26 protein-coding genes are annotated in these 25,465 nt (G+C 59.8%); 9 read left to right on the top strand and 17 right to left on the bottom strand.

The features are described from left to right. Positions 1-201: 201 nt before the first annotated feature. Together CFII64_RS15360 and CFII64_RS15355 are read right to left on the bottom strand one after the other, a co-directional pair. A complete protein-coding gene (locus CFII64_RS15360) occupies positions 202-1,056 on the bottom strand; it encodes an MBL fold metallo-hydrolase (RefSeq protein WP_020291716.1) in 855 nt (284 codons plus the stop codon). Then, positions 1,053-1,562 carry a hypothetical protein gene (locus CFII64_RS15355; RefSeq protein ID WP_044901431.1) on the bottom strand — a complete coding sequence of 170 codons (510 nt, stop codon included), beginning with the start codon at positions 1,560-1,562 and terminating at the stop codon, positions 1,053-1,055. The genes CFII64_RS15360 and CFII64_RS15355 overlap by 4 nt, the downstream gene beginning before the upstream one ends. Positions 1,563-1,688: 126 nt before the next feature. Between CFII64_RS15355 and CFII64_RS15350 the strand changes: the two genes are divergently transcribed. Next, positions 1,689-2,576: a LysR substrate-binding domain-containing protein gene (locus tag CFII64_RS15350; RefSeq protein WP_020291714.1), complete on the top strand. Its 888-nt coding sequence runs from the start codon at positions 1,689-1,691 to the stop codon at positions 2,574-2,576. Positions 2,577-2,674: 98 nt separating this feature from the next. Here CFII64_RS15350 and CFII64_RS15345 read toward each other — a convergent pair whose 3' ends face one another. From CFII64_RS15345 to CFII64_RS15335, 3 genes are all read right to left on the bottom strand, one after another. Next, the gene (locus CFII64_RS15345; protein WP_020291713.1) at positions 2,675-5,029 is read right to left on the bottom strand and encodes a TonB-dependent siderophore receptor; all 2,355 of its coding nucleotides are present in this window, start codon (positions 5,027-5,029) and stop codon (positions 2,675-2,677) included. Positions 5,030-5,131: 102 nt separating this feature from the next. Next, a complete protein-coding gene (locus CFII64_RS15340; RefSeq protein WP_044901421.1) occupies positions 5,132-6,073 on the bottom strand; it encodes a FecR domain-containing protein in 942 nt (313 codons plus the stop codon). Then, positions 6,070-6,588, bottom strand: coding sequence for a sigma-70 family RNA polymerase sigma factor (locus CFII64_RS15335; protein WP_020291711.1), 519 nt, complete (start codon positions 6,586-6,588; stop codon positions 6,070-6,072). Before CFII64_RS15335 ends, CFII64_RS15340 begins: the two co-directional genes overlap by 4 nt. A 157-nt stretch (positions 6,589-6,745) precedes the next feature. Here CFII64_RS15335 and CFII64_RS15330 point away from each other — a divergent pair, with 157 nt between their 5' ends. Continuing rightward, positions 6,746-7,075 carry a hypothetical protein gene (locus CFII64_RS15330; protein ID WP_020291710.1) on the top strand — a complete coding sequence of 110 codons (330 nt, stop codon included), beginning with the start codon at positions 6,746-6,748 and terminating at the stop codon, positions 7,073-7,075. A gap of 115 nt (positions 7,076-7,190) precedes the next feature. Here the strand turns inward: CFII64_RS15330 and CFII64_RS15325 are convergent, their stop codons facing one another. From CFII64_RS15325 to CFII64_RS15315, 3 genes are all read right to left on the bottom strand, one after another. Then, positions 7,191-7,475 (bottom strand): type II toxin-antitoxin system RelE/ParE family toxin, encoded by a 285-nt coding sequence (locus CFII64_RS15325; protein WP_020291709.1) that lies wholly within the window; start codon positions 7,473-7,475, stop codon positions 7,191-7,193. After that, on the bottom strand, positions 7,465-7,707 hold the full coding sequence (locus CFII64_RS15320; RefSeq protein WP_020291708.1) for a CopG family ribbon-helix-helix protein: 243 nt from the start codon (positions 7,705-7,707) through the stop codon (positions 7,465-7,467). Before CFII64_RS15320 ends, CFII64_RS15325 begins: the two co-directional genes overlap by 11 nt. Positions 7,708-7,814: 107 nt before the next feature. Then, complete coding sequence (locus CFII64_RS15315; RefSeq protein WP_020291707.1) at positions 7,815-8,075, bottom strand: hypothetical protein; 261 nt, start codon at positions 8,073-8,075, stop codon at positions 7,815-7,817. Between the two features lie 238 nt (positions 8,076-8,313). Between CFII64_RS15315 and CFII64_RS15310 the strand changes: the two genes are divergently transcribed. Both CFII64_RS15310 and CFII64_RS15305 read left to right on the top strand, forming a co-directional pair. Then, positions 8,314-8,535, top strand: a complete 222-nt coding sequence (locus CFII64_RS15310) for a DUF6124 family protein (protein ID WP_044901430.1) — start codon at positions 8,314-8,316, stop codon at positions 8,533-8,535. Between the two features lie 89 nt (positions 8,536-8,624). Then, complete coding sequence (locus CFII64_RS15305) at positions 8,625-9,011, top strand: ester cyclase (RefSeq protein WP_020291705.1); 387 nt, start codon at positions 8,625-8,627, stop codon at positions 9,009-9,011. A gap of 18 nt (positions 9,012-9,029) precedes the next feature. Here the strand turns inward: CFII64_RS15305 and CFII64_RS15300 are convergent, their stop codons facing one another. The 3 genes from CFII64_RS15300 to CFII64_RS15290 form a co-directional block, all read right to left on the bottom strand. Beyond that, the gene (locus CFII64_RS15300; protein ID WP_020291704.1) at positions 9,030-9,401 is read right to left on the bottom strand and encodes a PH domain-containing protein; all 372 of its coding nucleotides are present in this window, start codon (positions 9,399-9,401) and stop codon (positions 9,030-9,032) included. Between the two features lie 43 nt (positions 9,402-9,444). Further along, positions 9,445-10,296 (bottom strand): CAP domain-containing protein, encoded by an 852-nt coding sequence (locus tag CFII64_RS15295; protein WP_020291703.1) that lies wholly within the window; start codon positions 10,294-10,296, stop codon positions 9,445-9,447. A gap of 331 nt (positions 10,297-10,627) precedes the next feature. Then, on the bottom strand, positions 10,628-11,272 hold the full coding sequence (locus tag CFII64_RS15290) for a hydrolase (RefSeq protein WP_020291702.1): 645 nt from the start codon (positions 11,270-11,272) through the stop codon (positions 10,628-10,630). A gap of 406 nt (positions 11,273-11,678) precedes the next feature. Between CFII64_RS15290 and CFII64_RS15285 the strand changes: the two genes are divergently transcribed. Further along, on the top strand, positions 11,679-13,238 hold the full coding sequence (locus CFII64_RS15285; protein ID WP_020291701.1) for a PAS domain-containing methyl-accepting chemotaxis protein: 1,560 nt from the start codon (positions 11,679-11,681) through the stop codon (positions 13,236-13,238). 8 nt (positions 13,239-13,246) lie between these two features. Here CFII64_RS15285 and CFII64_RS15280 read toward each other — a convergent pair whose 3' ends face one another. The 6 genes from CFII64_RS15280 to CFII64_RS15255 form a co-directional block, all read right to left on the bottom strand. Further along, complete coding sequence (locus CFII64_RS15280) at positions 13,247-14,206, bottom strand: zinc-binding alcohol dehydrogenase family protein (RefSeq protein WP_020291700.1); 960 nt, start codon at positions 14,204-14,206, stop codon at positions 13,247-13,249. 41 nt (positions 14,207-14,247) lie between these two features. Then, positions 14,248-14,421, bottom strand: coding sequence for a DUF1427 family protein (locus CFII64_RS29390; RefSeq protein WP_020291699.1), 174 nt, complete (start codon positions 14,419-14,421; stop codon positions 14,248-14,250). Positions 14,422-14,631: 210 nt separating this feature from the next. Beyond that, positions 14,632-15,399 (bottom strand): helix-turn-helix transcriptional regulator, encoded by a 768-nt coding sequence (locus CFII64_RS15270; RefSeq protein WP_020291697.1) that lies wholly within the window; start codon positions 15,397-15,399, stop codon positions 14,632-14,634. Between the two features lie 177 nt (positions 15,400-15,576). Then, positions 15,577-16,848 (bottom strand): OprD family porin, encoded by a 1,272-nt coding sequence (locus CFII64_RS15265; protein WP_020291696.1) that lies wholly within the window; start codon positions 16,846-16,848, stop codon positions 15,577-15,579. Positions 16,849-17,487: 639 nt separating this feature from the next. Further along, complete coding sequence (gene aguA, locus CFII64_RS15260) at positions 17,488-18,594, bottom strand: agmatine deiminase (RefSeq protein WP_020291694.1); 1,107 nt, start codon at positions 18,592-18,594, stop codon at positions 17,488-17,490. 296 nt (positions 18,595-18,890) lie between these two features. Continuing rightward, entirely contained in the window at positions 18,891-21,803 is a 2,913-nt protein-coding gene (locus CFII64_RS15255; protein WP_020291693.1) for an aminotransferase, read from the bottom strand. A 288-nt stretch (positions 21,804-22,091) separates the two neighbouring features. Between CFII64_RS15255 and rfbB the strand changes: the two genes are divergently transcribed. The 4 genes from rfbB to rfbD form a co-directional block, all read left to right on the top strand. Continuing rightward, complete coding sequence (rfbB, locus tag CFII64_RS15250) at positions 22,092-23,174, top strand: dTDP-glucose 4,6-dehydratase (protein WP_020291692.1); 1,083 nt, start codon at positions 22,092-22,094, stop codon at positions 23,172-23,174. Then, positions 23,171-24,046 carry a glucose-1-phosphate thymidylyltransferase RfbA gene (gene rfbA / locus CFII64_RS15245; RefSeq protein ID WP_020291691.1) on the top strand — a complete coding sequence of 292 codons (876 nt, stop codon included), beginning with the start codon at positions 23,171-23,173 and terminating at the stop codon, positions 24,044-24,046. Before rfbB ends, rfbA begins: the two co-directional genes overlap by 4 nt. Continuing rightward, complete coding sequence (gene rfbC, locus CFII64_RS15240) at positions 24,043-24,591, top strand: dTDP-4-dehydrorhamnose 3,5-epimerase (protein ID WP_020291690.1); 549 nt, start codon at positions 24,043-24,045, stop codon at positions 24,589-24,591. The genes rfbA and rfbC overlap by 4 nt, the downstream gene beginning before the upstream one ends. Then, positions 24,588-25,465 (top strand): dTDP-4-dehydrorhamnose reductase (gene rfbD / locus CFII64_RS15235; RefSeq protein ID WP_020291689.1); only part of this gene is annotated, 878 nt, incomplete at its 3' end. The genes rfbC and rfbD, both read left to right, overlap by 4 nt.

The following is a 25,465-nucleotide window of genomic DNA, read 5'->3' as shown; positions in this document are numbered from 1 at the left end:
CCAGAGAAGGCTTTCAAAATCTCTGCCCCCCCGCGACAAGCCCGCCTTCTGGCGGGTTTTTTCGTTTTGGCCGCTTTCACTTCAGCAAGACGCTTGCGATTTCCTGATACCCATGCCGCTGCTGCAGCCCAACGCGTACAAGGGAGTTTTTTCAGGCGCTAAGAAACACTATCGAAAGACAGCTTGTTGCCCGTACTTGGCTCACGCTTCGTAAGCAATGGCGTAGGTGTTACCGGAGCGCTTGATATGAGCAAAACCGAGCGCGCCCAAGTGCATGCCAGCGACCATCAAGTTGTCTGTACTGGCTACATCCAGCAACCTCGTACGCGTGGCCGCCGATAGCAGCGGGTCCTGATCGAAGGCAATCGTGACATCGGGGCGCGCAATCTGAATCTGAGGAAAATGAACGATATCGCCCCACACCAGCAGGCTGCCCGCTGCGGATTCGAAGCGGTAGCCGCAATGCCCGACCGTATGCCCAGGCAACGGCATCGCGCTGATGCCGGGCAGTACGTCGTTGGCGGTGAACGGGCGTAGATTTTGCCGGTATTGCTCGAACACCCTTCGTGCCAACAGAAAGTTTCCCCGCGCGCGCTCACTGGCCTGACCAAGGTGGCCATCGTCCTCCCAGAACGCTAGCTCTCGTTGATGCACAACCAACTCAGCATTGGCGAAGGCGATTTCGCCCACTGCGTTCAACAAGCCACCGATGTGGTCGGGGTGCGCGTGGGTCAGCAGAATCGTGTCTATTTCGCTGGGTTGCACGCCGGCCAATGCAAGATTGGCCAGCAACTCGCCGCCCCATTGCTTGAAGCCACCGGCGCCGGCGTCGATCAGAATCGTTCGGCCACGCCCACGTACCAGATAGCAATTGATATGGATCGAAGCTGGCTCGCTGATCCCGGCGGCTAACTGAAGCCGGACCGCCTCCGTTGGCGCAATATTGGCGAGAAAATCCAGGCTCGCCCCCAAGTAACCGTCGCTGATGGCGGTGATTGAAAAGTCGCCTATTTGCTGGCTGGGGAGTATTCCGCGATTTATGTCCAAGTAACTCATGACAGTAACTGCACAGTCATTGCGCGATATACATTCAACCCCTGCAGTTCGCTGGCCCTTGCCTGAGTGCAATCGAGTTTGGCCAGCCAACGGTGTGCAGGGGTCTTGTCCAAAGCAACGGCGTGCAGCGCTAGAGGTGTAAGGCCTAATTCAATCAGCGTTTGAGGGCCTTGTTCACTGACCAACAGGAATTCGTCCGCGCCCACGGCAATTGCCCGGTCCAGCCCGGCATAGAGGTTGCGTCTCCAATCAGTGATGTGCGACTGCCAGCGGGAAAAGTTGCCACCTCCTTTTTGGCGGTACTCGTCGCTCTGCAATACGGCAAGCCTATCGACCGAATGTAGGGCCAGGTAGCCCGGACAATCGCCGCTCAAGGCTTTGAAACGCTGTGAGGAGCCAAATCCGCTGACCGAGATCAGCGCTGGCAGTTTTTCCAGGCTGTAAAACGCATTCCACTCGGCTTCGCTGGCGGGGTCGGCGTAGTTGCATTCGACTGTGTAAATCATCATGTCACTTCATTGGTTGATGTTCCATCATGCTAATGCCGCGCTAATGACCGATAAAACGACTTTTCGGCACCCTACAGTGACTAAACATCAAGGTGACTGCCTTGATTTGAACCAGGAAAGACCATGCGTCGAAAGCTCCCCAGTAACGCTGCCCTGATGGCCTTTGAAACAGCAGCCCGCCATGGCAGTTTCGCCCGTGCCGCAAAAGAGTTGGCCTTGACCGAAGGCGGCATCAGTAGGCAGATAGGCCGCCTGGAAGCCTTTCTGGGCATCACGCTATTCGAGCGCGTTGGCAACCGCGTACGGCTCTTGCCTAACGGTGAGCGCTACGCTGCCCAAGTGCGCGAAGTACTCGACCGGCTCGACAGGGACAGCCAGTATTTGATGGGTCAGCCCAGCGACGGCGAAAGCCTGGATATCGCCGTCAGCCCAACCTTTGCCTTGCGCTGGCTGATTCCTCGGTTGTCTGGCTTTGGCCGGCAACACCCAAATATCTGCGTGCACCTCTCGGAACGTATGGAACCGTTCGTACTTGCCGGTAGCGGATTTGATGCCGCCATCCATTTTGAGCACCCGGCCTGGACAGGCATGCACACGCACCGCCTGTTGAACGAAGTATTAATTCCGGTTTGTCATCCTGCCCTCCTGAATCCGGACAAGCAGGCAACGGACCTGGATTCACTGCCGCGATTACACCGACGGCAGAACCCGGATGCCTGGCAGCGTTACGCCCAGGAAACCCGGATTGTCCTGAGCAACGCAGCGATGGGCGCGCGCTACGATTTGCATGCGATGTTGATCGAGGCAGCACTGGCTGGCCTCGGCGTGGCACTCGTACCACGCCTGTATGTGGAAGCAGAGCTGGAGCAAGGCCGGCTGGTTGCGCCATGGCCGCAGGAGGAGAATGTCGCCAAGACCTTTTGCCTGGTGTTACCCGAACATCTTGAGCTGAGCCGCACACCCATCCAGGCATTTGCGCACTGGCTGTTGGAGGAGGCGCAGGTGAAGTAGGGGCATGCGGAGGTGCCAGTACCGGGTCTAGCCAAGTACAGCGCAACCCCGCCTGCTGTTGATAACAAGCTGAACTCACCTGCCGACCGCCTGGGCTTTCACCACTTATACGTAACCGAACCAATCAAGCTGCGCTCATCGCCATACCGGCATGTTGTATTGCAATACAGGTATTTCCTGTCGAACAGATTCTGCGCTTTAGCCTGCAGTTGCCAGTGACTGTCCACGTCGTAACTCACCAGCGCATCGACCAGCGTATAAGCCGGGATCTTCCCATCGTAAGCGCTCGGTGTAGTCCGCGTAGTCCCTGTGTACCGGGCGCCAGCCCCCAGGCGCAGGCGTTCCAGGCCAAGGCTTGCCAAACGGTAGGTGGCCCACAGGCTGGCGCTGTTGTAGGGCACGCCTTCGATGCGTTTGCCTACGTTGCTGGCGGTCTTGTCTTCCAGTACGTGGGTATCGGTGTAGGCGTAGCCGGCACTGAGTTGAAGGTTCTCGGTGAGGTTGCTCTTGGCTTCGAGTTCCAGGCCTTTGGAGCGGGTCTTGCCGTATTGCACGTAGGTGTTGGTGAGGCTGTCGAGGCTCAGGGAGTTGTCCTGGTCGAGCTGGTAGACGGCGGCGCTGAGCAGAGTGTCGGTGCCGGGTGGCTGGTAGCGCAGGCCGATTTCGTATTGTTCACCCTCTAGTGGGGCAAAAGCGTTGCCGAAGGCCGGGTTACTGACGCTGGCCGGCTGGAATGACTGGCTGTAGCTGACGTAGGGCGCCAGGCCGTTATCGGCGAGGTAGACCAGGCCTACACGGCCGGTGGCTTTTTTGTCGTTGCGGGTGGCGCGGGCGTCGGTGGCAAAGGTGGTGGTGACGCTCTCGGCCCAGTCCTGGCGGCCACCGAGCAGCAGTACCCATTTATCGGCGAAGGTGATTTGGTCTTGCAGGTAGATGCCGGCCTGGCTGCTGTGCAGGTCACTGCCGGTGTCGGGCGCGGTGTTGGCGCCGACGCCGGTGTATTGCGGGTTGGCCAGGTTCAGCGACGGTGCCAGTTGGGCCTGGGTCGAGCTGATCAGGCGGTGCGAATCATAGGTCTTGTGGTAGTAGTCCACGCCCAGCACCAGGTCATGCTGCCAGCGTCCACTGTCGAAAGTGAAGTTCAGGTTGTTGTCGCTGGTCCAGCCGGTGGAGCGTTCTTCGCGGGCGCTGTAGCGACGCAGCAGTCGGCTGCCGCTGACCGACACGGGAATCAGGTAGTCCCAATTGGTATTGGCCTGGAAGTAACGCAGACTTTGATTGACGCTCAGGTTGTCGTTGAAGCGATGCTCGAAGAGGTAGCCGAGTGTGTCCATGCGATTGGTGAAATGGTCGTAGCCGGGCTCGCCCACGAACTGGTTGCGGCCGATCTTGTAGCCGGGGGTATTGCTGTAGGTGCTGAGCGCATAGCTCATCGGCGGCGAGAAACCCGTCTCGGTTTCCTGATGGCTGGCGAGGATGGTCAGCGAGGTATCGTCGTCGGGTTTCCAGGTCACGGCCGGGGCAATGTAGCGGCGATCATCGTCGACGTGGTCGACCTGCGTGCCGCTGTCGCGCCACAGCCCGGTCAGGCGATAGCTGAACTGGCCTTGGTCATCCACCGGTCCGCCCAGGTCGAGGGTGTACTGGCGGCGGTCGTAGTTGCCCAGTTCCAGGCCGATTTCGTGCAGCGGCGTATCGGTAGGACGCTTGCTCACGGTATTGATCATGCCGCCCGGCGACAGCTGGCCATACAGCACGGACGAGGCGCCCTTGAGTACCTCGACGCGTTCCAGCCCATACGCTTCGACACTGCCGTCGTAGGGGTTCGATTGCAGTTTCATGCCATCGCGCAGGATGCCCCCGGTACCGGCGCCGACGTTGAAGCCGCGCAGGGTGTAGTCGTCGGCAGTGCGGCTGAAACTGGCGGGCTGGCTGCTGAACCCGGGGGTGTACTTGAGCGCGTCGGAGAGGTTGTCGCTTTTGCGCGCGTTGAGTTCTTCGCGGGTCACTACTGACACGGATTGTGGGATTTTTACCAATTCCGTCCGGGTTTTTGTGCCAACCGACGAACGTTGAGCCACATAGCCGACGTCGGCGGTTTCTCCGCCCTGGCGCATTGCATCAATGTTGATGGCGTCCAGGGTCAGGCCGTCGCCGGCTCGTTGCACGCTCAAGGCACCGCTCGTGGTGACCCTCACACTCAGGCCGGTGCCCGCCAGGCTCCGGCGCACTGCTTCACTCGCACTCAAGTGCCCGCGCACCGCTGGCGCCTGGCGACCCGCCACATCCGTCGGAATAAACAGCACCTGCTGGCCACTCACCTGGCCGATGCCGATCAGGGTATTACCCACAGCGCCGGCAGGCAGGTTGAAGTCATAGGCGGTTTCGGCCGCCTGCAGGGTAAAGCTGGCCAGGCAGCCGGCAAACAGCGGCAAAAGGAGGTTGGGATGCATGAGCGGGCTCGCAGAAGTACGGAAACGAGTGCGCGGAATACGCGCGTCTATCAGGTATGTGACGCGAGTCCCGGATATTTTCAGGGGTGTCAGGAAAAAAATTCAGACACGCTCGATTCGTGTCCACACGCCCAGCCAGGTATCGATGCGCAACGGCAGCACATCCTTGAGCGCGGCCAGCGCAACGCGCGTGTCATCCAGGGTAAACACTCCGGATATCCGCAACGCCGCTGCCGCCGTCGAAACGTGCAGCAGCCCCTGGTGGTAAGGCGCAAGGTGCTCGATCACTTGGCCCAGAGACTGGTCATGGACTTCGAGCAGCCCTCTGGTCCAGCTGCGCTCGTCAACATAATGCGAAGGAAGGTCCTGCCAGCGGTTGCCATCGAATGCCAGGCCTTGGCCGGCAGCGAGGTGCTGATTGTGATGGGCCGTGCGCAACTGCAAGGAACCCTCCAGCGCCCACACCTGAGGCTGACTGGCCTGCATCGCCAGCAGGCACCGGCCACTGTCGAGCCAGACCTCGCCCCACGGGCACGCCAGCACGAACGGCCGCGCCGGATCGCTGCGCACCTGGGCCTGCACCGCGCCGCGCAACAGTTGGACGTGCCGCTGCCGAGGGTTGAAATTCAGATCGACGGAACTCTGCGCATTGAGTTGCAAGGTCGAGCCGTCATCAAGAGTGAACGTACGGCGTTGGGCGGTCGAGGTGCGCAGGTCGGCGCGCAAACGTGCGTGCAACGGTCCACCCGGCAGGGTCAACAACTGCGCGCCGACAGCCAGGGCACCCAGGCTGAGAGCGCCACGCAGCATGCGACGACGACTGTAACCGGCGTCGCACAGCGCATGGACGGCGGCCTGCTGCTGCACCAACGGCGTCACGCTACGGTTCAACTGCTGCTGCAAGGTCTGCCAGGCGCGCAGATGACTCGGGTCGGCGGCCAGCCACCCAATCAATTGCTCCTGGTCCTGTTCCGTGAACACACCCGAAGCACGCCGCGCATACCACTCGATCGCCTGCGCCGCCGCCGCAGACACCGTCGTCACGACACGCCCCGGTAACACGCGGTCAATCCCTGCACCACATACTGATGCACTCGCGTCACCGACACCCCCAACTCCTCGGCGATACGTGCGTAAGTCAGGCCATCGATCTGGCTATACAGAAACGCCGCGCGGGCCTTGGACGACAAACCATCCAGCAACTGATCGACCGCCATCAATGCCTCCATCACCACCCAATGCTCCTCGGGCGAAGGCGCGGTCGGCTCGGGCAAGGAAGCGAGGGCGTCGAGATAGGCACGTTCGACATCATTGCGCCGCCAGCGGGCGAACATCAGCCGCTTGCCAATGAGGCTCAACAACGCCCGGGGCTCACGAATGGCATGGGGATCCGGCAGCGCCACAACCTGAGCGAAGGTTTCGGCCGCCATATCGGCGGCATCCTCGCGACAGTGCAGGCGCAGACGCAGGCGTTCAAGCAGCCAGCTGTGGTGCTCGCCAAACAGGCGATGAAGCGCCTGCTGACGAGGATCTTGGTTTGCCGGATGAGTAGGAAACACAGCGAGTGGCGTCCATGTTAATGAAAACTATTCGCAATGGTGGTGTGATTGGTGCCTGATTGCAAGGGTGTGGCGGGATTGCCGGTGCAAGAGCGACTTATAATTGATGCTCGGCCAGAGTCGAGAGTACGTAGAAAGGTCAGGGAGGAAGAACTTCATGGAAACCTCAACCGCTCAAAGCATCAAGCTCAGCATCATGTCGGCAACCGGACTGTCAAAGGACGCGCTGCACATCTACGTGGGCATGGCGGTCTATCTGATGTTGGTCGCTATCATCCGACGACACAGGCCATACATTGGCTGGTTGGTAGTTTTCATCCTTGCGTGTGTGGGCGAATGGGTCGACAGGCAAGACGATATTGGAAGCTTCGGCTACTGGCGCTGGCAGGCCAGCGTTCACGACATTCTTAACACGTTGTTTTGGCCGACCGTGCTGACGCTGATTTGGCTTTTGAAGTGTCGCAGGAAGACAGGCGCGCACCTGTAAGATTTGCGCAATTTGTTCTGGCTCGAGGGTCCGTCCAGGTCAGACTGCAAAATCGGTCGCTAAGCAGCGGACCGAAGGACGAAGCCTTTCATTAGCTAGAGAGATTTTTGTGCCGTCACCATTTGGTACGAGGCCGTTGTCGTGTGTGAAACACACCAAGGATCTGGAGGCGATCCCCACGTACTCGATAGGGAATCAGATAGGACCACTTGGGCACTGCCCATTCGCGCGTGTTCTTTACTCGACCTTCACGACCCATGGCTGGGAATCGCGCCAGCTTGTCCACGCTTGCAAAGATAGCATCTGAGAACTCATCAGCAGACCTGAGGTTTTCAAGCGCTATGTAATTTGCTTCGTCCTCTAGATTTTTGAGGGCTTGTTCCAGCCACTCAACCCGCATTCCTGCTCCAACGCCGGGCGCGCATTGCCGCTACCTGTTCATCGGTCGCGAATTTGCCTTGATCGGCCTCCTCCACCGCCAGTTCGATCTGCGCAGTTAACGTCTTTTCATGCTCGATGTAGTCGCGAAGAACGTCCATCGCCAAGTAGCTGACAGTCTGGCCATTAGTCTTGGCCAAGTCGGCGAGCGAGTTGGAAAGGTCTTCCGGCAGGTTCAGGGATATCCCGGTCATGGCAGCCTCGATAGTGAACGTTTGCTCGGCATCTTACACCGTGAAGCACCCACTGGAATTAGCACGCCGTCGCAAGATGCTTCACAATGTTTTCCGTTCAGGCTGACCTATTCTGCGGCGCTTGCCAGAGCGTTGCGGCGTCCATGGGCAAATACCCGTAAAACCCGACCCAACCCATCAGAAAACCACCCCCAAATCCCCGTAATCCAGAAACATCCTTCAGCAATAAATCCGCCCTTCTGTAAGACGATTCTGAATTTTGTGGATATCCTCTGCACCGCTTGTAGATGCCTGACGCTGCGGCTAATTTCCTGCCTGTCGTTGAAATCAACGGCCGGGTTTAGTCGCCTGACAGTCAAGATCAACATGGCTCACCTCCATCCCCCATACCCACGATACCGGTATGGCATTTATGGTGGCTGTGCACGGGGCACCTTCGGGTGCGCCGGGTTCTCTTGACGCCGGTCGACTAACCCGCGCACAGCCGCCACCCTTTGTTTAGTCGCAATGAGTGATGGCCTAACTATGTCGAGAGGTCATTATGTTCAGTTCCACATCGCAGCTACCCGTAAACCAAATCAACAGACCAAGCCCTACGAAACCGGCATGAACCTGTTCACTACAAAGCCAGGCATAAACGTCGAAGACGCCCTCATCACTGCCTCGGAATACCTCACCTGCGCAGCCGCCACCGCGTATGAATCAGCGGACAACAGCACAAGGGAATTCCGGGCGCTCGCGCGAGCGGTGATGCATCAGATTGAAGCGGCGCGAGTTTTGGTGGAAGCGGCGGTTGCCGGGTTGGAAGCGGAGAGTAAAACGTCGTAACTTCACGTTTCTTGCGGCGGCTTGAAGTGCTGGCCTCGCTCCAACGGGGTTGTGCGCCTTTCGAGCGCTCTAAAATTGCGAGGCAGCTTATGACCACCTCAACGCTCCCTGACACCTACAAAGCCTACATCGCCTGCCTCAACGCCCAAGACTGGCCGGCGCTTGGCAACTTCGTTCACGAAGACGCGTATCACAATGACCGGCCGTTCGGGCTTGCGGGGTATCGGGAGATGCTGGAGAACGATTTTCGGCAGATCCCGGATTTGCAGTTCAACATTCTGTTGCTGGTTGTGGACGCCAGCCATATTGCTGCGCGCCTCGGTTTCGATTGCAGCCCGCAGGGTGAATTTCTGGGGCTGGCGGTGAACGGCAAGCGGGTGAGTTTTACCGAGAATGTCTTTTATCAGTTTCGCGACGGGAAGATTGCGCGGGTCTGGTCGATTGTCGATAAAGCGGCTATCGAGGCTCAGCTGTAGAGCGTCGACAGCGGGCGGTCAATCCAGCAGGTAGCGGGAAATGTGTTTGGAGATTTCGATAATCGAGGTTCTGCCGGTGAATTCGAATTTCACTTTGTCGAGCGACGAGAAGTAGATTTCCAGTTCGGAATCCAGGTCGAAGGTTCCGGAGGTTTCGATGGAGTAGGCGACGATGTTTTTGTAGGGCAGCGAGGTGAAGTCTTTTTTGCTGCCGGTGATGCCCTGCACGTTGACCGAGATGATGCGTTTGTTGGTGAACACCACGCCGTCGCGCATGGATTTGTAGGCGTCGATGACTTCTTCGCCTTCCAGCAGCAGCGACTGGACGCGCTCGGCGTATTCGCTGTTTTGTTTGAGTTTGAAAAAGCCCTTGTTGTTGAAATCCAGCATTGGTCCGTCCTCGCTTATGAAAATCCTGCGCTGAGCATACCCATCAAGGCGCGCCGAATACCATCGTCCAGTAAACCCCGGCATGGCTCCTGGCGTTGGTGCCGTATGCCGCGCCGACCTGGGTGAACATCGGGTTCATGAGGTTGGCGCAGTGGCCGGGGCTGGCAAGCCAGCCTTGCATCGCGGTGGTTGCCGAGCCCTGGCCGCTGGCGATGTTTTCGCCGACCTGGCGACCGCCGTAGCCAGCCGCTCGGGCGCGGTCTTCGGGCAAGTCGCCGTTGGGGTCGATGTGTGCGAAGTAGCTTTCACTGGCCATGGCCAGGCTGTGTCGTTGCGCAGCGGCTTCCAACGCCGCGTTCCAGGCCAGCGGGCGGGCGGCGGCGTAGGGTTTGCGACCGCACATGCGTGGCTGAGCGCGGGCGGCGTTGACTTGGGCGAGCAAGGTTTTGCCGGCGGTTTGTTTGTCTTCCAGGCGACCATCGAGCAGCGGTTTGGCCAGTACCACGCGCCATTCGTTCGCGGCGCGGGTGATGCCGATGTCTGCGAAATCGGTGTCGAGCAGCGCCGCGCAATAGCGGCGTTGAAGCATGTCGAACGCGGCGTCTGCGTCTGGCGCGCCGACCAAACGGATGGTTCGCACCGACACCGCGCGATAGCCGGACGCCTTGAGTGTCTCGCGCAGATCGCCGCCGAAGCCGATGGGCAGGGCGAGTTTCGACTTCAGCGCCAATGGCGACAGGGCGCGGGGTGTGTTGCTGGCGCAGCGCGAGGGTTGGGCGCGGTAGTCGTTGATGGCTTGGGCGAGCTGCCCTTCTGCGCTGGCTTGGGCTGAGCCGGTGAATAGCGTGAACAGGGGAATCAGGAGCAGGAGACAAGAACGAGCGATTGGGCGCATGGGGCGGCAGCTCTGATGGAGAAAGATGGTTCAGCGGCGAGTAAATTATGGCGGGCGTATGACTGCGGGTTTTGGCACAAGTTGCACGACGGGCGGGGGATCATTGAATGGCTGGGGAATCGTATCGGCCAGCACACAGGATGCGTAGGACCGGCTTTAGCCGGGAGCGCGCAAGTTCTGACGACGCGTGTACTGCGAATGTACCGGCCTCCTCCCGGCTAAAGCCGGTCCTACGGGAATCTATTCATTTACCGGTTCTTATTCTGGCACCGCAACGCAATCGCCCCCGAACATGGCTGTTCGGGGGCGATTCGGTCAGGGGTTTGGTGGATCAGACGACCTTACGCTGCGGCGCGCCGTGGACCATGGTGTAGGCGTAGTCGACGCCCATGCCGTATGCGCCGCTGTGTTCAAGGACCAGTTCCATGACCGCTTCGTAGGTGTCTTTGTGCGCCCAGTCACGTTGGTATTCGAGCAGCACTTGTTGCCAGGTCACCGGTACTGCGCCCGCCTGAATCATGCGCTGCACGGACATGTCGTGGGCTTCTTTGGTGGTGCCGCCGGAGGCGTCGGTGACGATGTACACCTCGTAGCCTTCTTCCATGGCTTCCAGCGCCGGGAAGGTCAGGCAGACTTCGGTCCACAGCGCGGCGATGATCAGTTTTTTGCGGCCGGTGGCTTTGACCGCTTCGACCAGTTTCTTGTCTTCCCAGGAGTTCATGGAAGTACGTTCGATGGGCTGTTGATCCGGGAACACACCGAGCAGTTCTGGCCAGATGTAGCCGCTGAAGCTTTTGGTTTCAACCGAGGTGAGGATGGTTGGCACGTTGAACAGTTTGGCGGCCTTGGCCAGGCCAACCGTGTTGTTCTTCAGGGTCTGGCGGTCAATCGACTGGACGCCGAAAGCCATTTGCGGCTGGTGGTCGATGAGGATCAGGGCAGAGTTGGCTGGGTTGAGCAGTTCGCGGATCGACATGGTTGTATTCCCTTTAAACGTTAGATTGAGTAGCTGAGTTCGGTTGCCGCGCTTCAGCGTCTGGCTGTGTTCTGCGGCGTTGGAACAAAGATACTGCCGACGCCTGATCGAGACAATTACCCAAAATTCGGATTCATTGTTTCTATTTTGGGGACATTGATGGTGTGGCCGTTACACCTGAACACCTCAGCTGCGCCCAATGGCAATCCAGAACAGATCTCCCGTTCATCATCCGGACTGGAGAACCACGGAATCAGGCCGATAGAGCTTTCCCATGCGCTGGGTGAAACCGGCGCAGAGTGGCTGGAAATTTGATAACGCTCAGGCGCTACCTATACTCAGCCACTGTTGGCCGGATCTCACTGTCAGTGAGGTTTTTTCAAGTACCTCTATATGGACGTTGACGATGGCCAAGCATGTGACGCAAACCGAGCAAACCTTTCCCGCCGAACAACGTTTGATTTCAGCGACTGATACCACCGGCAAAATCACGTACTGCAACGATGAGTTCGCGAGAATCAGTGGTTATTCCCAGGCTGAAATCATCGGCAGCCCGCACAACCTGGTTCGCCACCCGGACATGCCCAAGGATGTTTTCGGCGTGATGTGGGCCTATTTGAAGGCGGGCAAAAGCTGGATGGGCATCGTCAAGAATCGCTGCAAGAACGGCGATTTCTACTGGGTCAGCGCGTACGTGACGCCGATCCTGGAGAACGGTCGGCTGATCGGTTATGAGTCCGTGCGCGTCAAGCCGACTCGCGAAGAGATCGCCCGGGCCGAAGCCTTGTACGCGCGGTTGCGCGAAGGCAAAAGCGCGGTCACGACGGCCCGTCATCTGGGTGTGTTTGCCAGCATCATGGCGGTGCCGGTCGTTGCTGCGGCCGTCGCCCTGGCTGTGAACAATTTCTTCCCCGGTATCGTGGCTCAAGTGGTCATCGCCGGGTTGTTCGTGGCGCTGGGCGCGTGGGCTTATCTGCGCGGCGAACGTCAGTTGTCCGGCATCATCAACAGCGCGCCCAATGCATTCACCGATCCGGTGAGCGCGCTGACTTACAGCGACGCTTATGGCTCTCAGGCGCGGGTGGAAATGATTCTGCTCAGCGAGGACGCGCGCCTCAAAACCGCGTTGACCCGCCTGAGCGATCTGGCCAGTCAGGTTTCCGAAGCGGCGGGCCATTCCACTCAGCTCTCCTCGCAAACCGAACGCGCGCTGCTGGAACAACGTGCCGAAACAGACATGACCGCAGCGGCCATGACTGAAATGGCGGCCTCGATCAACGAAGTCGCCCGGCATGTGCAGCACACCGCATCCGAAGCCAGCACGGCCAATGAACTGGCCGAGCAAGGCAACCGAGTGGCCGGTACTTCCCGCGAGGCGATCCAGCGGCTGGCGGGCACGGTGACCAATATCAGCAGCGCCGTCGATAACCTGGCCAATGAAACCCAGCAAATCATGTCGGCGGCCGGCGTCATTCAAGCGATTGCCGATCAGACCAACCTGCTCGCGCTCAACGCCGCCATCGAAGCTGCCCGGGCCGGCGAACAAGGCCGTGGTTTTGCGGTGGTTGCCGATGAAGTCCGCGCGTTGGCAGGCAAGACGCGTGAGTCGACCCAGCAAATTCAGGCGGTTATCGCATCGTTGAAAAAGGGTGCCGACGACGCGGTGAGCATTGCGCAGCTGGGTATCAGCGAGGCTGACAAAGGTGTTGCCCAGGTGATCGAGGCGCAGGACGCGCTGCAAGGTATTCGCGAAGTGATTGGCCGGATCAGCAGCATGGGTCATCAAATGGCGACCGCTTCGGAAGAACAGGCCCACGTGGCCGAGGACATTTCCCGGCAGATCAATAACGTGGCCGAGACCTTCGAGCGATCCGCCAGCAACGCCAGCGCCGCCGTGTCGCGCGGCGCTGAACTTGAAGCGGCGTCACGCGGGCTGCGTGCGTTGGTTGAGCGGTTTAATCGGTAAAGCGGGCCTCACGGCACCAGAATCACCTTCTCCCCTGCGCCCTGGTTGACCTCGGCGTAGCGTGCCAGGCCTTCGCTGAGCGGTGATTCGAACAGGCCGGTGGGCAGCGGCAAGCTGCCTTCGTCGAAGAATCGGCCAAACTGGTCAAGCATCTTCGCGCAGGCCTGGCAGTCGTACAGCAACGAGTTGATACCCACCACCGAGCCGCCTCTGCGATACAACGCCAGCGCGGGCAATTGCACGTGGCCGTCGACCGGCGCGGCAATGATGGCGATGCGGCCGAATGGCGCCAGCGCACTCACTGCGCCGGGCAGCCAGAAGCCGGTGGTGTCGAAGATGACGTCGGCGCCGCCTTTGAAAATCCCGCTGACTTGCCCGGCCAGTTCCTCAGCCGCGTCCAGCAAAATGGCGTCGAAGCCCTGCTCCTGTAACGCCTTGAGCTGTTCCGGGCGACGTACCGCGCCGAGGACTTGGGCGCCCAGGATCTTGCCCAGCGCCAGAGCGGCACTGCCGACCGCGCCATTGGCACCGATCACCAGCAAACGCGTATCGGCGCCGACCAGGCTGCGTTGCAACGCATCCCATGCGGTGGTGTAAGGCACGCCAAGGCTGGCGGCCTGGCTAAAGCTCAAATGTTTGGGTTTGAGGGCCACGCCCTTGGCCGGCAAGGTGAGGAACTCAGCATGGGAGCCGTCCCGAAAGAAGCCCGGCTCTTTGCCAGTGCCCCAGACTTCCTGGCCGAGCAACGCCTGCGGGCCTTGCACCACGATTCCGGCAAAATCACGCCCCGGTACGCGCGGCAGAGTGGTGTACGGAAAACGACCCAACACGTTTTTGACGTCGCTGGGATTCAGGCCCGCGGCCTTCACCTGGATCAGCACTTCATCCGGGCCGGCAACCGGCTTGGGCAGATCGACGTATTGCAGTGCGGCGAGGTCGCCGGTTCGGGAAAATTGCAGTGCTTTCATGGAAGGCCTCTCGTGAAGTTGTTGCGGCGCGATTCGAGAAATCAGGACACCCAGCTGGCAAGCAACTGCTTGCCCATGGGCCAAAGTTTTTCGCCCAGCAACATGCCGGTCAGACCCACCAGCGCCACGGCGGGCGGCGCAGGCGAACGGAAATCAAGCGCGCCGTAGAGCAGGCCGACGGCGATGCCAATAACGATGGAAATGAGATAGCTCATGGTGAACTCCGGGCAAACTGGAATGCGCAAAGTTTACGAGCGGCAGGGAAAAGCTATCGGCCAAGGACTTCGGAATATCGGCCAAAACCTCGTAGGAGCGGCTTTAGCCGCGAGAGCGGGAAAGCGCGAGAGCGCGAGAGCGGAAGGTCCGACGAGGCATCTGCTGCGAATGGACTGACCTCCTCCCGGCTAAAGCCGGTCCTACGGATTTCATATAAGCGGGTACTTCGAAGGCGCCACGCCCAGTTCCCGGCGGAACATGTCGCTGAAGCTGCTGGGCGAATAGCCCAGCGAGCGGGCGATGGTGCTGACGGGGACGCCCTGGATGATTTCCGCCACGGCGGTGGCCAGTTGCACTTGGCGCCGCCACTCGGCGAAGCCCATGCCCAGCGCACTTTGAAACAGTCGGGCCAGCGTGCGCACGCTGGCTCCGGCGTTTTCCGCGTGTTGCTCGAAGGCAATCGCCAGCGACGGCTCGCTCATGACCGCCTGACACAGGTTCATCAGGCGACGGTCGGATTGGTCGGGCATGGGAATTTTCAGGATCGACCGTTTGGCGCGCTTGAGTTCCAGCAGCGCCAGTCCGACCAATGCGTCGTAATACTCCGACGCTTGCTCGTGATCCTGGGCGACAAGGCCGAGGATCAATTCCCGCAGCAAACGACCGACTTCGAAAACCTGCACGGTTTTTTCGAGGGTTTCGGCAATGGCCGGGCGCAGGTAGATATTGCGCATTTCCAGGTCGGTGACAACGCGAATGCCATGCACCACGCCGGGCGGCAACCAGACGGCTCGTTGCGGCGGAACCACCAACGCTTCCAGCGGCGTTTCAACCCACATCACGCCGGAGGTGGCGTACAACACCTGACCCCAGACATGCTCGTGCGGCTCGATATACCGCCCACGCGGATAGGTACGCGCCAGCGGTTGCACGGGCACGGCAATATCGGAAAGATCGGGAGGCGTTGCGAGGGCCATGGGGCGACCGGGATCAGGTGCTGGGATGGCACATGGTAGCGCAGCCAGCACACAGAACTGTAGGACCGGCTTCAGCCGGGAGGGCGGAAGGTCTGATGACGCATCCGCCGAGAATGTACCGGCGTCCTCCCGGCTAAAGCCGGGCCTACGCAGACTGTACGAGTGGTGTGCTGACAATCAGAACACGTTGATCGGGTAATCCACGAAGATCCGCGTTTCGTTGCCTTCGCTGTTGTAGTTGCTGGCGTTGTCGGACACGCGCAGGAACGAGTTGCGCAGGCGTACGGACAAATCTTTCGCCGGGCCGCTCTGCACCACGTATGTCAGTTGGCTGAAGATTTCGCGTTCTTCGCCGCTGCCGCGATTGGTGCCGTCATCAATGTTGTCGCCGCGCACGTAAGCCACTTTATAGCTCAGGCCCGGAGTAACCACGGTCGACAGGTTCACGCCGTAACCCGCCTGCCAGGAACGCTCGTCCTTGCCGTTGAAGTCGGACCAGTACGAGTTCGCCAGGTAGATAGTGTTGCCGCCGTCACCAAATCCGCCAGCATTGCGATAACCGCCGTAGTTGTAGCCGGTGTCGCCGGTGCTGCGCTGGTGGGCAATGGTGAACGAGTGGATGCCCACTGCCCAGGTCGCCGCCAGGCTCCAGATCTTGTTGTCGCGCTCGCCGCTGTCGGCGATTTCCTTGTCCAGTTCAGTCTTGTAGCCGTTGAAGTCAAAGGTCAGCGACTGGTCTGGCTGCAGGGCGAACACGTAGTTCAGGTTCAGGTACTGCTTTTTCAGCGTGTCTTCGTCGTCGGAGGCGTAGAACGCGGCGCTGAACGCGTCGGTGAATTTGTAGCTGGCCCCGTAGACATTGATGCTTTTCAGATCGCCGCTGTCGCGACCTTCGGCACTTTTACGCGTCTGCTGGGTGAAGCGACCCACGTTGACGACCAGGCCATCGATCTCTTTGGAAGTGATCAACGTGCCGGTGTAGCTTTCCGGCAGCAGACGCGAGTTGTCGTAACTCAGCACCGGGAACTCAGGCATCTGGTCGCCGTACTTGATCACGGTATTGGAGATGCGTGCTTTGACTGCGCCGCCGAAACGCGACAGGTCATCCGCCGCTGCGCCGCTGTCGCCCTGCTTGAAGAAATCGATACCGCCCGCGCCGCTGCGACCCTTGCCGCCATCCAGACGCAAACCGTACAGCGCGAACGCATCGACGCCCACGCCGACCGTGCCCTGAGTGAAACCCGAGGCGAAGTTGGCGGTGAAGCCTTGGCCCCATTCGGCCTTGTCTTCGCGGCCATTCTTGTAATCGCGATTGATGTACGCGTTGCGCAGGAACAGATTGAGGCTGCTGTCCTCAACAAATCCCTTCGAGTCGGCCTGGCCGTCAGCCATGACCTGTCCAGCACTGATCAGGCTCAGTGCGAGCAAGCTGATACGTGTAGTGAGCATCGGTAATTCCCTTTCTGCGGATTGATCACGCGCCGTGGCGACGACTTGTTCAGTCGTTTGGCCTTCCGAAAAACAGCTTCCGAAAAGCCGGCGCAATCATCGCAGTGGACTACTGATGCATGGCATTAGGCCACGGGCGGAGGACGCAAATCCTAGACGCAGGCTTGAAAGGTGTCAATTTGCATGTAACACCTTTGAAACATTCGACCGCTCTAGCACGGCCTGCTGGAGTCTCGATGCACGCTGATCAGTGCTTCCAGTTCCGCCTCTTCCAGCAACCCGGCCGGGTAACGCTGCAGAAGCATTTTGCGTACATCCGGTCGTTGAGGTACTCGGATGTTTGTCGCCCTTAACCAATCCGCCATCATTTGGCGGGCTTCGCTACTAGCAGACAAACCGTGAGCATGGTGCTCTAGAGCTGCGTTCATAGGGACAACCTCTGTAAGTCGTGAGGGGCTAAATGTACGGGCGCTATATGACAGACGAGAGACGCGGCGAACGATTAAACACTTCGTTACAGATCTATCCGAAAGCATAGACCAGTAAACCGCGACCCATAAAAAAACCCATCGGGTGATGGGTTAGTGAGAGCAAGATCGGGACCAACTGTGTGTCCGAAAGGAAATATCGTCCTACAATTCAGACCCGGTGCGGGGCCGGTTGCTGCTGAGTCAGGCAGTGAATATTGCCGCCGCCCAGCAGTAATTCGCGGCCTGGAACCATCACCACTTCATGCTCGGGGAACAGCGTTTGCAGGATTTTTCGCGCTGTTTCGTCCAGTGGATCGTCGAAACTGGGGGCGATAATCCCGCCGTTCACGATCAGGAAATTCACATAGGAACCGGCCAGGCGCACCGATGGGTTGCGTTCCTGGCTGCCATGCACCTGATCAACGCCTGCGCATTCTTCGTGCGTGGCGAACAATGGGCCGGGAATCGGCATTTTGTGCACGATGAATGCCCGGCCCTTGGCGTCCCGATTGTTTTCCAAAATACTCAATGCCGCGTGGCAGCGGGAATAGTTGGGGTCTTCGGGATCATCCGTCCAGGCCAGTAGCACTTCGCCGGGGCGCACGTAGCAGCAGAAGTTATCGACGTGTCCATCCGTTTCGTCGTTGAACAGGCCGTCCGGCAACCAGATGATCTTGTCGACCGCCAGGTTGTGGCTGAGCACGGTTTCAATCTCTGCGCGGGACAGGTGCGGATTGCGATTGCGGTTGAGCAGGCACTCTTCGGTGGTGATCAGCGTGCCCTCGCCATCGACATGGATCGAGCCGCCTTCGAGCACGAAACCCTTGGTCTGGTAACGCGGGCAGCGCTCGATTTCCAGAACCTTGCTCGCCAGTTGGGAATCCAGGTTCCAGGGCGAATACAACCCGCCATCGAAACCGCCCCAGGCGTTGAAATCCCAGTCCACGCCACGCACCTGGCCGTGATCATTGATGACGAAGGTCGGGCCGGTGTCGCGCACCCAGGCGTCGTCACTGCTGATTTCCACCACACGGATGTTTGGCACATCGAGGCGCGCGCGGGCGTTGTCGTATTGCGCGGCGGAAACGGCGACCGTCACCGGCTCGAAACGCGCGATGGCTTTGGCCACCGCGACGTGCGCGGTCTGCACCGGTTTGCCGCCCAGACGCCAGTTGTCCGGCCGCTCCGGCCATACCATCCAGGTCTGGGTTTGCGGCGCCCATTCGGCCGGCATGTAAAAGCCGTCGGCGCGCGGCGTGCTATTGAGCGTGGTCATCATTCAGAACTCCAGCGAACCGTCGTACAAAGGGCTTCTCACCATAGCAGGCGTGCCATGACAATCTGGACGCCTTTATAGACGATAAAAATCGGCAATTAAAGCATTAGCACTAAATTTAAAAGACAAAATCGGCAAACTATCCCGATATTAATCTGAATAAACCACCAACCTGTGGGAGCGAGCTTGCTCGCGAAGTAGCCGTAGGAGCGACCGTAGGAGCGACTTTAGTCGCGAGAGCGTCAATTGCCCTCCCGGCTAAAGCCAGTCCTACAGCAAGCCTCGCTCAAACGGGTTTATTCCAGCTCTGCCAGCACCTTGGACACCATATCGACAAAGAAATCCACACTCTGCCGGGTGGTGACCATGGGCGGTTTGATTTTCAGGATGTTCAGGTAGTCGCCGGTGGGCTGCATGAAGATGCCCAGCTCCCGCAGGCGCTCGCACAAATAGGCGGTTTCTTCGCTGGCCGGTTCCAGGCTCTGGCGATCACGCACCAGCTCGACGCCCAGATAGAAACCCATGCCGTGGACCGCGCCCACCAAGGGATGCTGGTCGATCAGCGCTTCCAGTCGTGCCTTGAAATGTCCGCCGACAATTTCAGCGTTTTCCCACAGCTTTTCCTCTTTCATCACATCGAGCACGGCCATGCCGATGCGACAGCTGACCGGGCTTCCTCCGGCTGACGAGAAGAAATAGCCCTCGGCTTCCAGCGCTTCGGCGATTTCCCGGCGGGTGATCACTGCGCCCAGCGGCTGGCCGTTACCCATGCCTTTGGCCATGGTGATGATGTCCGGCACCACGCCCTGCTCTTCGAAACCCCAGAAGTAACGGCCCAAGCGGCCATAACCGACCTGCACTTCATCGGCGATGCACACGCCGCCCTGCGCCCGGACTTTCTGGTAAACCTGTTGCAAGTAACCCGGCGGCAAGGAAATCCCGCCGGCGTTGCCGTAAACCGGTTCGCAGATAAAACCCGCCACTTGCCGCTGTTGCGCAGCCAACTGCTGCAAAACCTGTTCGACGCTGCGCACGTACTGCGGCGCGCTGTCCGGGCCGCGAAATTCGCCGCGATAGCTGTTCGGCGCCGTGACGGGATGCACCCAGTCCGGCCGGGTGCTCAAGGCTTGAGGGTTATCGGCGATGGACGTCGAAACCGCGTCCGCCGCCACTGACCAGCCGTGATAGGCCTCCAGCACGCAGAGCATGTCGCGCCCGCCACTGAACGCCCAGGCCAGACGAATCGCCAGGTCGCAGGCTTCGGTGCCGCTGTTGACCAGAAACACCCGATCCATGCCTTGTGGCGCCAGCGCCAGCAGCTGCTCGGAGAATTCGGCGATGGCCGCGTAATGAAAGCGCGAATTGGTGTTGAGCAACGACCATTGCCGACTCGCTTCGGCCGCCATGCGCGGATGGCCATGGCCGAGCACCGCGACGTTGTTGAGCATGTCCAGATACGAGCGGCCCTGCATGTCGATCAGATGGTTGCGCCAGCCGCGCTCGATGTGCGGCGGTGCCTGGTAATAATGTTTTTGCGAGCGGGCGAAGCTGGCATCACGTCGCGCCAGCAACCCCGTCGAATCGGGCAACGGCGGCGCATCACAGGGGAAACCCAGCAGCGTCGAAGGCGACGGGCACAACGCTCGCCAGGCATCGGCCCAGCTCGGTGTGGCAAACAATGGCGGGCTCAGGTTTGGCGCGCCGCACAGTTGCAGGATCAGCGAACCGGCGCTTTGGCCAAGCTCGTCTCCAGCGACCAGCTTTTGCCCGGACTGCAATCCGCAAGCCGCGCCCCACAGGCGCAGGCTCATGTCCTCGCCCACCAGCAATAGTGCGGCGTCAGCGGTCATGCGCAAAGTGCCACTGAACGGCGCATGCAAGGGGATGGCGTCCGGCAGGCTCAACTCCACGTGCAAGGCGCAGGTTTCGGGCTGCTTCGCACTGTCGATCAAGGTGCGCGACAGGCGATATTCGGCGAAACGGCTCGACGCCTGACCTAAGGCTTGCGCGGCCTGCATCAACAATTGCTCGTCGATGCCATCCTGCTGCCAGTTGCCAGCGACAAAATGCTCGCTCAACACGCCCAGATCCACCAGGCGAAATTCCCGACCGATCAGGCTCGGCAGCAACGGGAAATAAATCGGCTCCGGGGCTTTGGCCGCCGCCATGCCCAGCGCCGCGAGAATCGCCGCTTCCATCAAGGCTATCGGCACCGAAGTGGCGAGATCGAAGATCCCCCATTCGCTGGCGATATTGGCCTGAATGTACGCGTTGTCCGGCTCGACCCTGGCCTGCTGTTCACTGCTGAGGACCAACACCGCCGAACGTGCGACGATCAGCGGCCAAAGCGCCTGCAACTCTTCACGCTGCAAGGGATTGATCGCGTGATAGGCGCGAATCGCCGGCAGGATGTACAGCGGGTCGCCGTCCGCATGATGCAGCAACGCGGCGCAAGTGACCGAAAGGTCGGCGACACGCCAGGTCGTGACCAGATCGCCGAAATCAATCAAACCCTGCAACTGCCATTGTCGCTGTGTGTCGCGCGCCCAGACCACGTTGTATTCGGTGATATCCAGATGCACGGCCTGCAACGGCAGCGCGGCAATCAGCGGCAGTAAACGATGCTGCGCCAGCTCGGCCGCCTCGGCGATACAGGCGCGTTTGTCGGCGTCTTCAATCACGGGTAGCAAGTGCTTGATCAGCGCCATCGCATGTCGGGGATCCCATTGCAGGATGCGCTCCAGCCCCGGATGTTCGAAGCCTGCCAGCGCTTGATCAACCTGGGCGCACAGCTCGCCAATCCCGGCTACGACATCAGTCGGCAGATGCGCCAGGTGGCTGAGGGACTGCCCGTCGACAAATTCCAGCAGGCGCACATGCACGGGCTTGGCGTCGATTTCCAGCGACAGCAGCTGCGCGGCATTTTTGCTGCTGACCACAGCCGGCACGCGAACCGGCGAGTGCGCCGCCAGATGCCCCAGCGCCGCGTGCTGGGCCTGCAACTCGGCAGGCGAATACGCGCCGTGGCAGATTTTCAGGACGTAGCGGCCACTGCCGGTGTCGAGCAGGAAATTGCGGTCCTGCTGACTGCCCAACTCCTTCAACGTGCCGCTCAGGCCGTAATGTTGATCGAGCAGTTGCAACGCTTGTTCTGTGGTGACTTCCGGGCATGGCAGGCTGGAACGGCGAATCAACGTGGCAAGGGGCATGAACAACCTCAAATAGTGCTGGACGGGCTTGCCTGGCCCGGCCGACGAGGGCAAATCAGGCGTGACTTGAGTGTTTTGATCCACAACTATAGTTGCGTCGGATTAACGACACCAATAAGCACGCCGTAGAATCACCATCGCCGGTTTTATGACGCAAGTGCCGGGGGCCAATCAAATCTTTTCATGACCCAAGCGACCATTCTTGCTTGATGCTGCTTGCGCGGGCCTGCTCACGCCCACAAGCTATGCTCCATACGTCTTACGACCAACAAGGAAGAAGGCCAGCTCATGCGAATACTTGTAACTGGCGGTGCGGGCTTCATCGGCTCGGCGCTGATCCGTCATCTGATCCAGAACACCGAACACGATGTGCTTAATTTCGACAAATTGACCTACGCCGGCAATCTCGAATCGCTGGCCAGCATTGCGACCAATACCCGCTATGAGTTCGTGCAGGCCGACATCTGCGATCAAGCCCAGGTCAGTGCCGTGCTTGAGCGCTTTGCGCCGCACGCCATCATGCACCTTGCCGCTGAATCCCATGTCGACCGCTCCATCGACGGCCCGGCGGAATTCATTCAGACCAACATCGTCGGCACCTACAGCCTGCTGGAAGCCGTGCGCGGTTATTGGCTGAAACTGCCGGAAGCCGAGCGCGCCGCGTTTCGTTTCCATCACATTTCCACCGACGAGGTGTACGGCGACCTGCACGGCGTCGATGACCTGTTCACCGAAACCACGCCCTATGCGCCCAGCTCGCCCTATTCGGCCAGCAAGGCCGCGTCCGATCATCTGGTTCGCGCCTGGCATCGCACTTACGGCTTGCCGGTGGTAGTCACCAATTGTTCGAACAACTACGGCCCGTTCCACTTCCCCGAGAAGCTGATCCCGTTGGTGATTCTCAACGCCCTCGCGGGCAAGCCGCTGCCGGTGTATGGCAACGGCCTGCAAGTGCGCGACTGGCTGTTTGTCGAGGATCACGCAAGGGCGCTGCTCAAGGTCGTGACCGAAGGCGTGGTGGGCGAGACCTACAACATTGGCGGCCACAACGAGCAAAAGAATATCGACGTGGTGCGCAGCATTTGCGCGCTGCTTGAAGAGCTGGCGCCAGAGCATCCCGCTGGCGTGACGAATTTTGCCGACCTGATCACCTACGTGGTGGATCGTCCGGGCCACGATCTGCGCTACGCCATCGATGCCGGCAAGATCGAACGTGAACTGGGCTGGACGCCGGAGGAAACCTTCGAATCAGGCTTACGCAAAACCGTGCAATGGTATCTCGACAACCTGGAATGGTGCCGCAGAGTGCAGGACGGCAGCTATCAGGGCCAACGACTGGGCTTCACCCACCATAAGGATCTGATCGCATGACCAAGGGAATCGTTCTGGCAGGCGGGTCGGGCACACGCCTGCACCCCATCACTCTGGGCGTCTCCAAGCAGCTGTTGCCCATTTACGACAAACCGATGATTTATTACCCGATCTCGGTGCTGATGCTGACCGGCATTCGCGAAATCCTGATCATCTCCACGCCTCAGGATTTGCCGCAGTACCGCAATCTACTGGGCGACGGCAGCCAGTTCGGGGTCAATTTTCACTATGCCGAGCAGCCCAGGCCCGATGGCCTGGCCCAGGCGTTTCTGATCGGCGAAGAATTCATTGGCGACGACTCGGTGTGCCTGATCCTGGGCGACAACATCTTTCACGGCCAGCACTTCAGCGAGCAGTTGCAGAAAGCCGCCGCCCATACCGAAGGCGCGACGGTGTTCGGCTATTGGGTCAAAGACCCGGAGCGCTTTGGCGTGATCGACTTCGACGACGAGGGCCGCGCGCTGTCCATCGAAGAAAAACCCAAGCATCCGAAGTCGAGCTATGCGGTGACCGGCCTGTATTTCTACGACAACGAAGTGATCCAGATCGCCAAGAACGTCAAGCCATCGCCACGCGGCGAGCTGGAAATCACAGATGTGAACAATGCGTATCTGGAACGCGGCGACCTGCGGGTCGAACGTTTCGGGCGCGGTTTCGCCTGGCTCGACACCGGCACCCACGACAGCCTGCTCGATGCGTCGCAATACGTGCAGACTATCGAACATCGCCAAGGCCTGAAAGTCGCCTGCCTTGAAGAAATCGCCTACCAGAACGGCTGGATCGATCGCGAGCACTTGCTTCAGCGCGCCGACTATTTCGGCAAGACCGGTTACGGCCAATACCTGTTCAAGCTTGCGGGGGAAAATCAGTGAATGTGATTGCCTGTGAAGTGCCTGAAGTCATCATCATCGAGCCTCGTGTGTTCGGTGATGAACGAGGTTTCTTCTATGAAAGCTTCAACGCCAAGGCCTTCGCGGATGCCACCGGCCTGGACACCCGCTTCGTGCAGGACAACCACTCACGCTCGGCCAAGGGCGTACTGCGCGGCCTGCATTACCAGATCGAACATGCCCAGGGAAAACTGGTGCGCGTGACTGCGGGGGAAGTGCTGGACATCGCGGTGGACATCCGCCGCAGTTCGCCGACCTTTGGCAAGTGGGTCGGCGTGAAGCTGTCCGCCGAGAATTTCCGCCAGTTGTGGGTGCCGCCGGGTTTTGCCCATGGTTTCGTGGTGCTCAGCGACTACGCGGAATTTCTGTACAAGACCACCGATTACTACACCCCGGCCGCAGAGCGCTGCATCCGCTGGGATGACCCGGACCTTGGTATCGACTGGGAGCTCGATGGCAAGCAGCCGCAAATGTCGGCCAAGGACCAGAACGCAAAATACCTGAAGGAGGCTGATCTTTTCCCATGAACGATCGCGCCGAAAAACCGCTGAGAATCCTGATTTCCGGCCAGCACGGCCAAGTCTCTCAAGCCTTGCAGAAAAGCCTGGCGGACCTGGGCGAACTGGTGGTGCTGGGCCGTGACCAGCTGGATCTGAATTATCCGTTGGCGGTGATTGATCGAGTGCAGGCCGTGCAACCGGACCTGATCATCAATGCGGCCGCCTACACCGCAGTGGATCAGGCCGAAACCGATGCGACGGCGGCGTTTCAGATCAACGCGATGTCAGCGGGTGTGTTTGCCCAGCAGGCCGAAGAGCTGGGCATCCCGCTGATTCATTACTCCACCGATTACGTGTTCGATGGCAGCAAGCAATCGCCTTACACCGAAGACGACGAAATCAATCCGCTGAGCATCTACGGCGCCAGCAAATGGACCGGCGAACAGGCGATCAGTGTCATCGGCGGGCAGTATCTGATTTTGCGCACCAGCTGGGTGTACTCCGCCGTCGGACGCAACTTTCTGCTGACCATGCAGCGCTTGTTGCAGGAGCGGGACAAATTGAACGTCGTCGACGATCAGATCGGCGCGCCGACCTGGGCGGGCACCATCGCCCAGAGCACACGACAGTTGATCGACCGCTGGCGCAGTGGCGACCCTGGGGCCTGGGGCACTTATCACCTGACCGCCAGTGGCGAGACCTCGTGGTTTGGTTTTGCCGAGGCGATTGGTCAGCAATTGATCAACAGCGGCAAGAAATGCGCCACGCTGCACCCTATTCCGTCCTCCGCCTACCCAACCCCCGCCCCGCGCCCGCTCAACTCGCGGCTCGATTGCAGCAAACTGCAACGCGAATGGGGCGTGCAACAAACCGACTGGCACAGCGCATTGCTGCAGTGCCT

The sequence above is a fragment of the Pseudomonas sp. CFII64 genome, assembly GCF_000416235.1.
Taxonomy (GTDB): domain Bacteria; phylum Pseudomonadota; class Gammaproteobacteria; order Pseudomonadales; family Pseudomonadaceae; genus Aquipseudomonas.
Note: the sequence above shows the minus strand (reverse complement) of the source record. Positions and strands in the feature narration are given on the sequence as shown.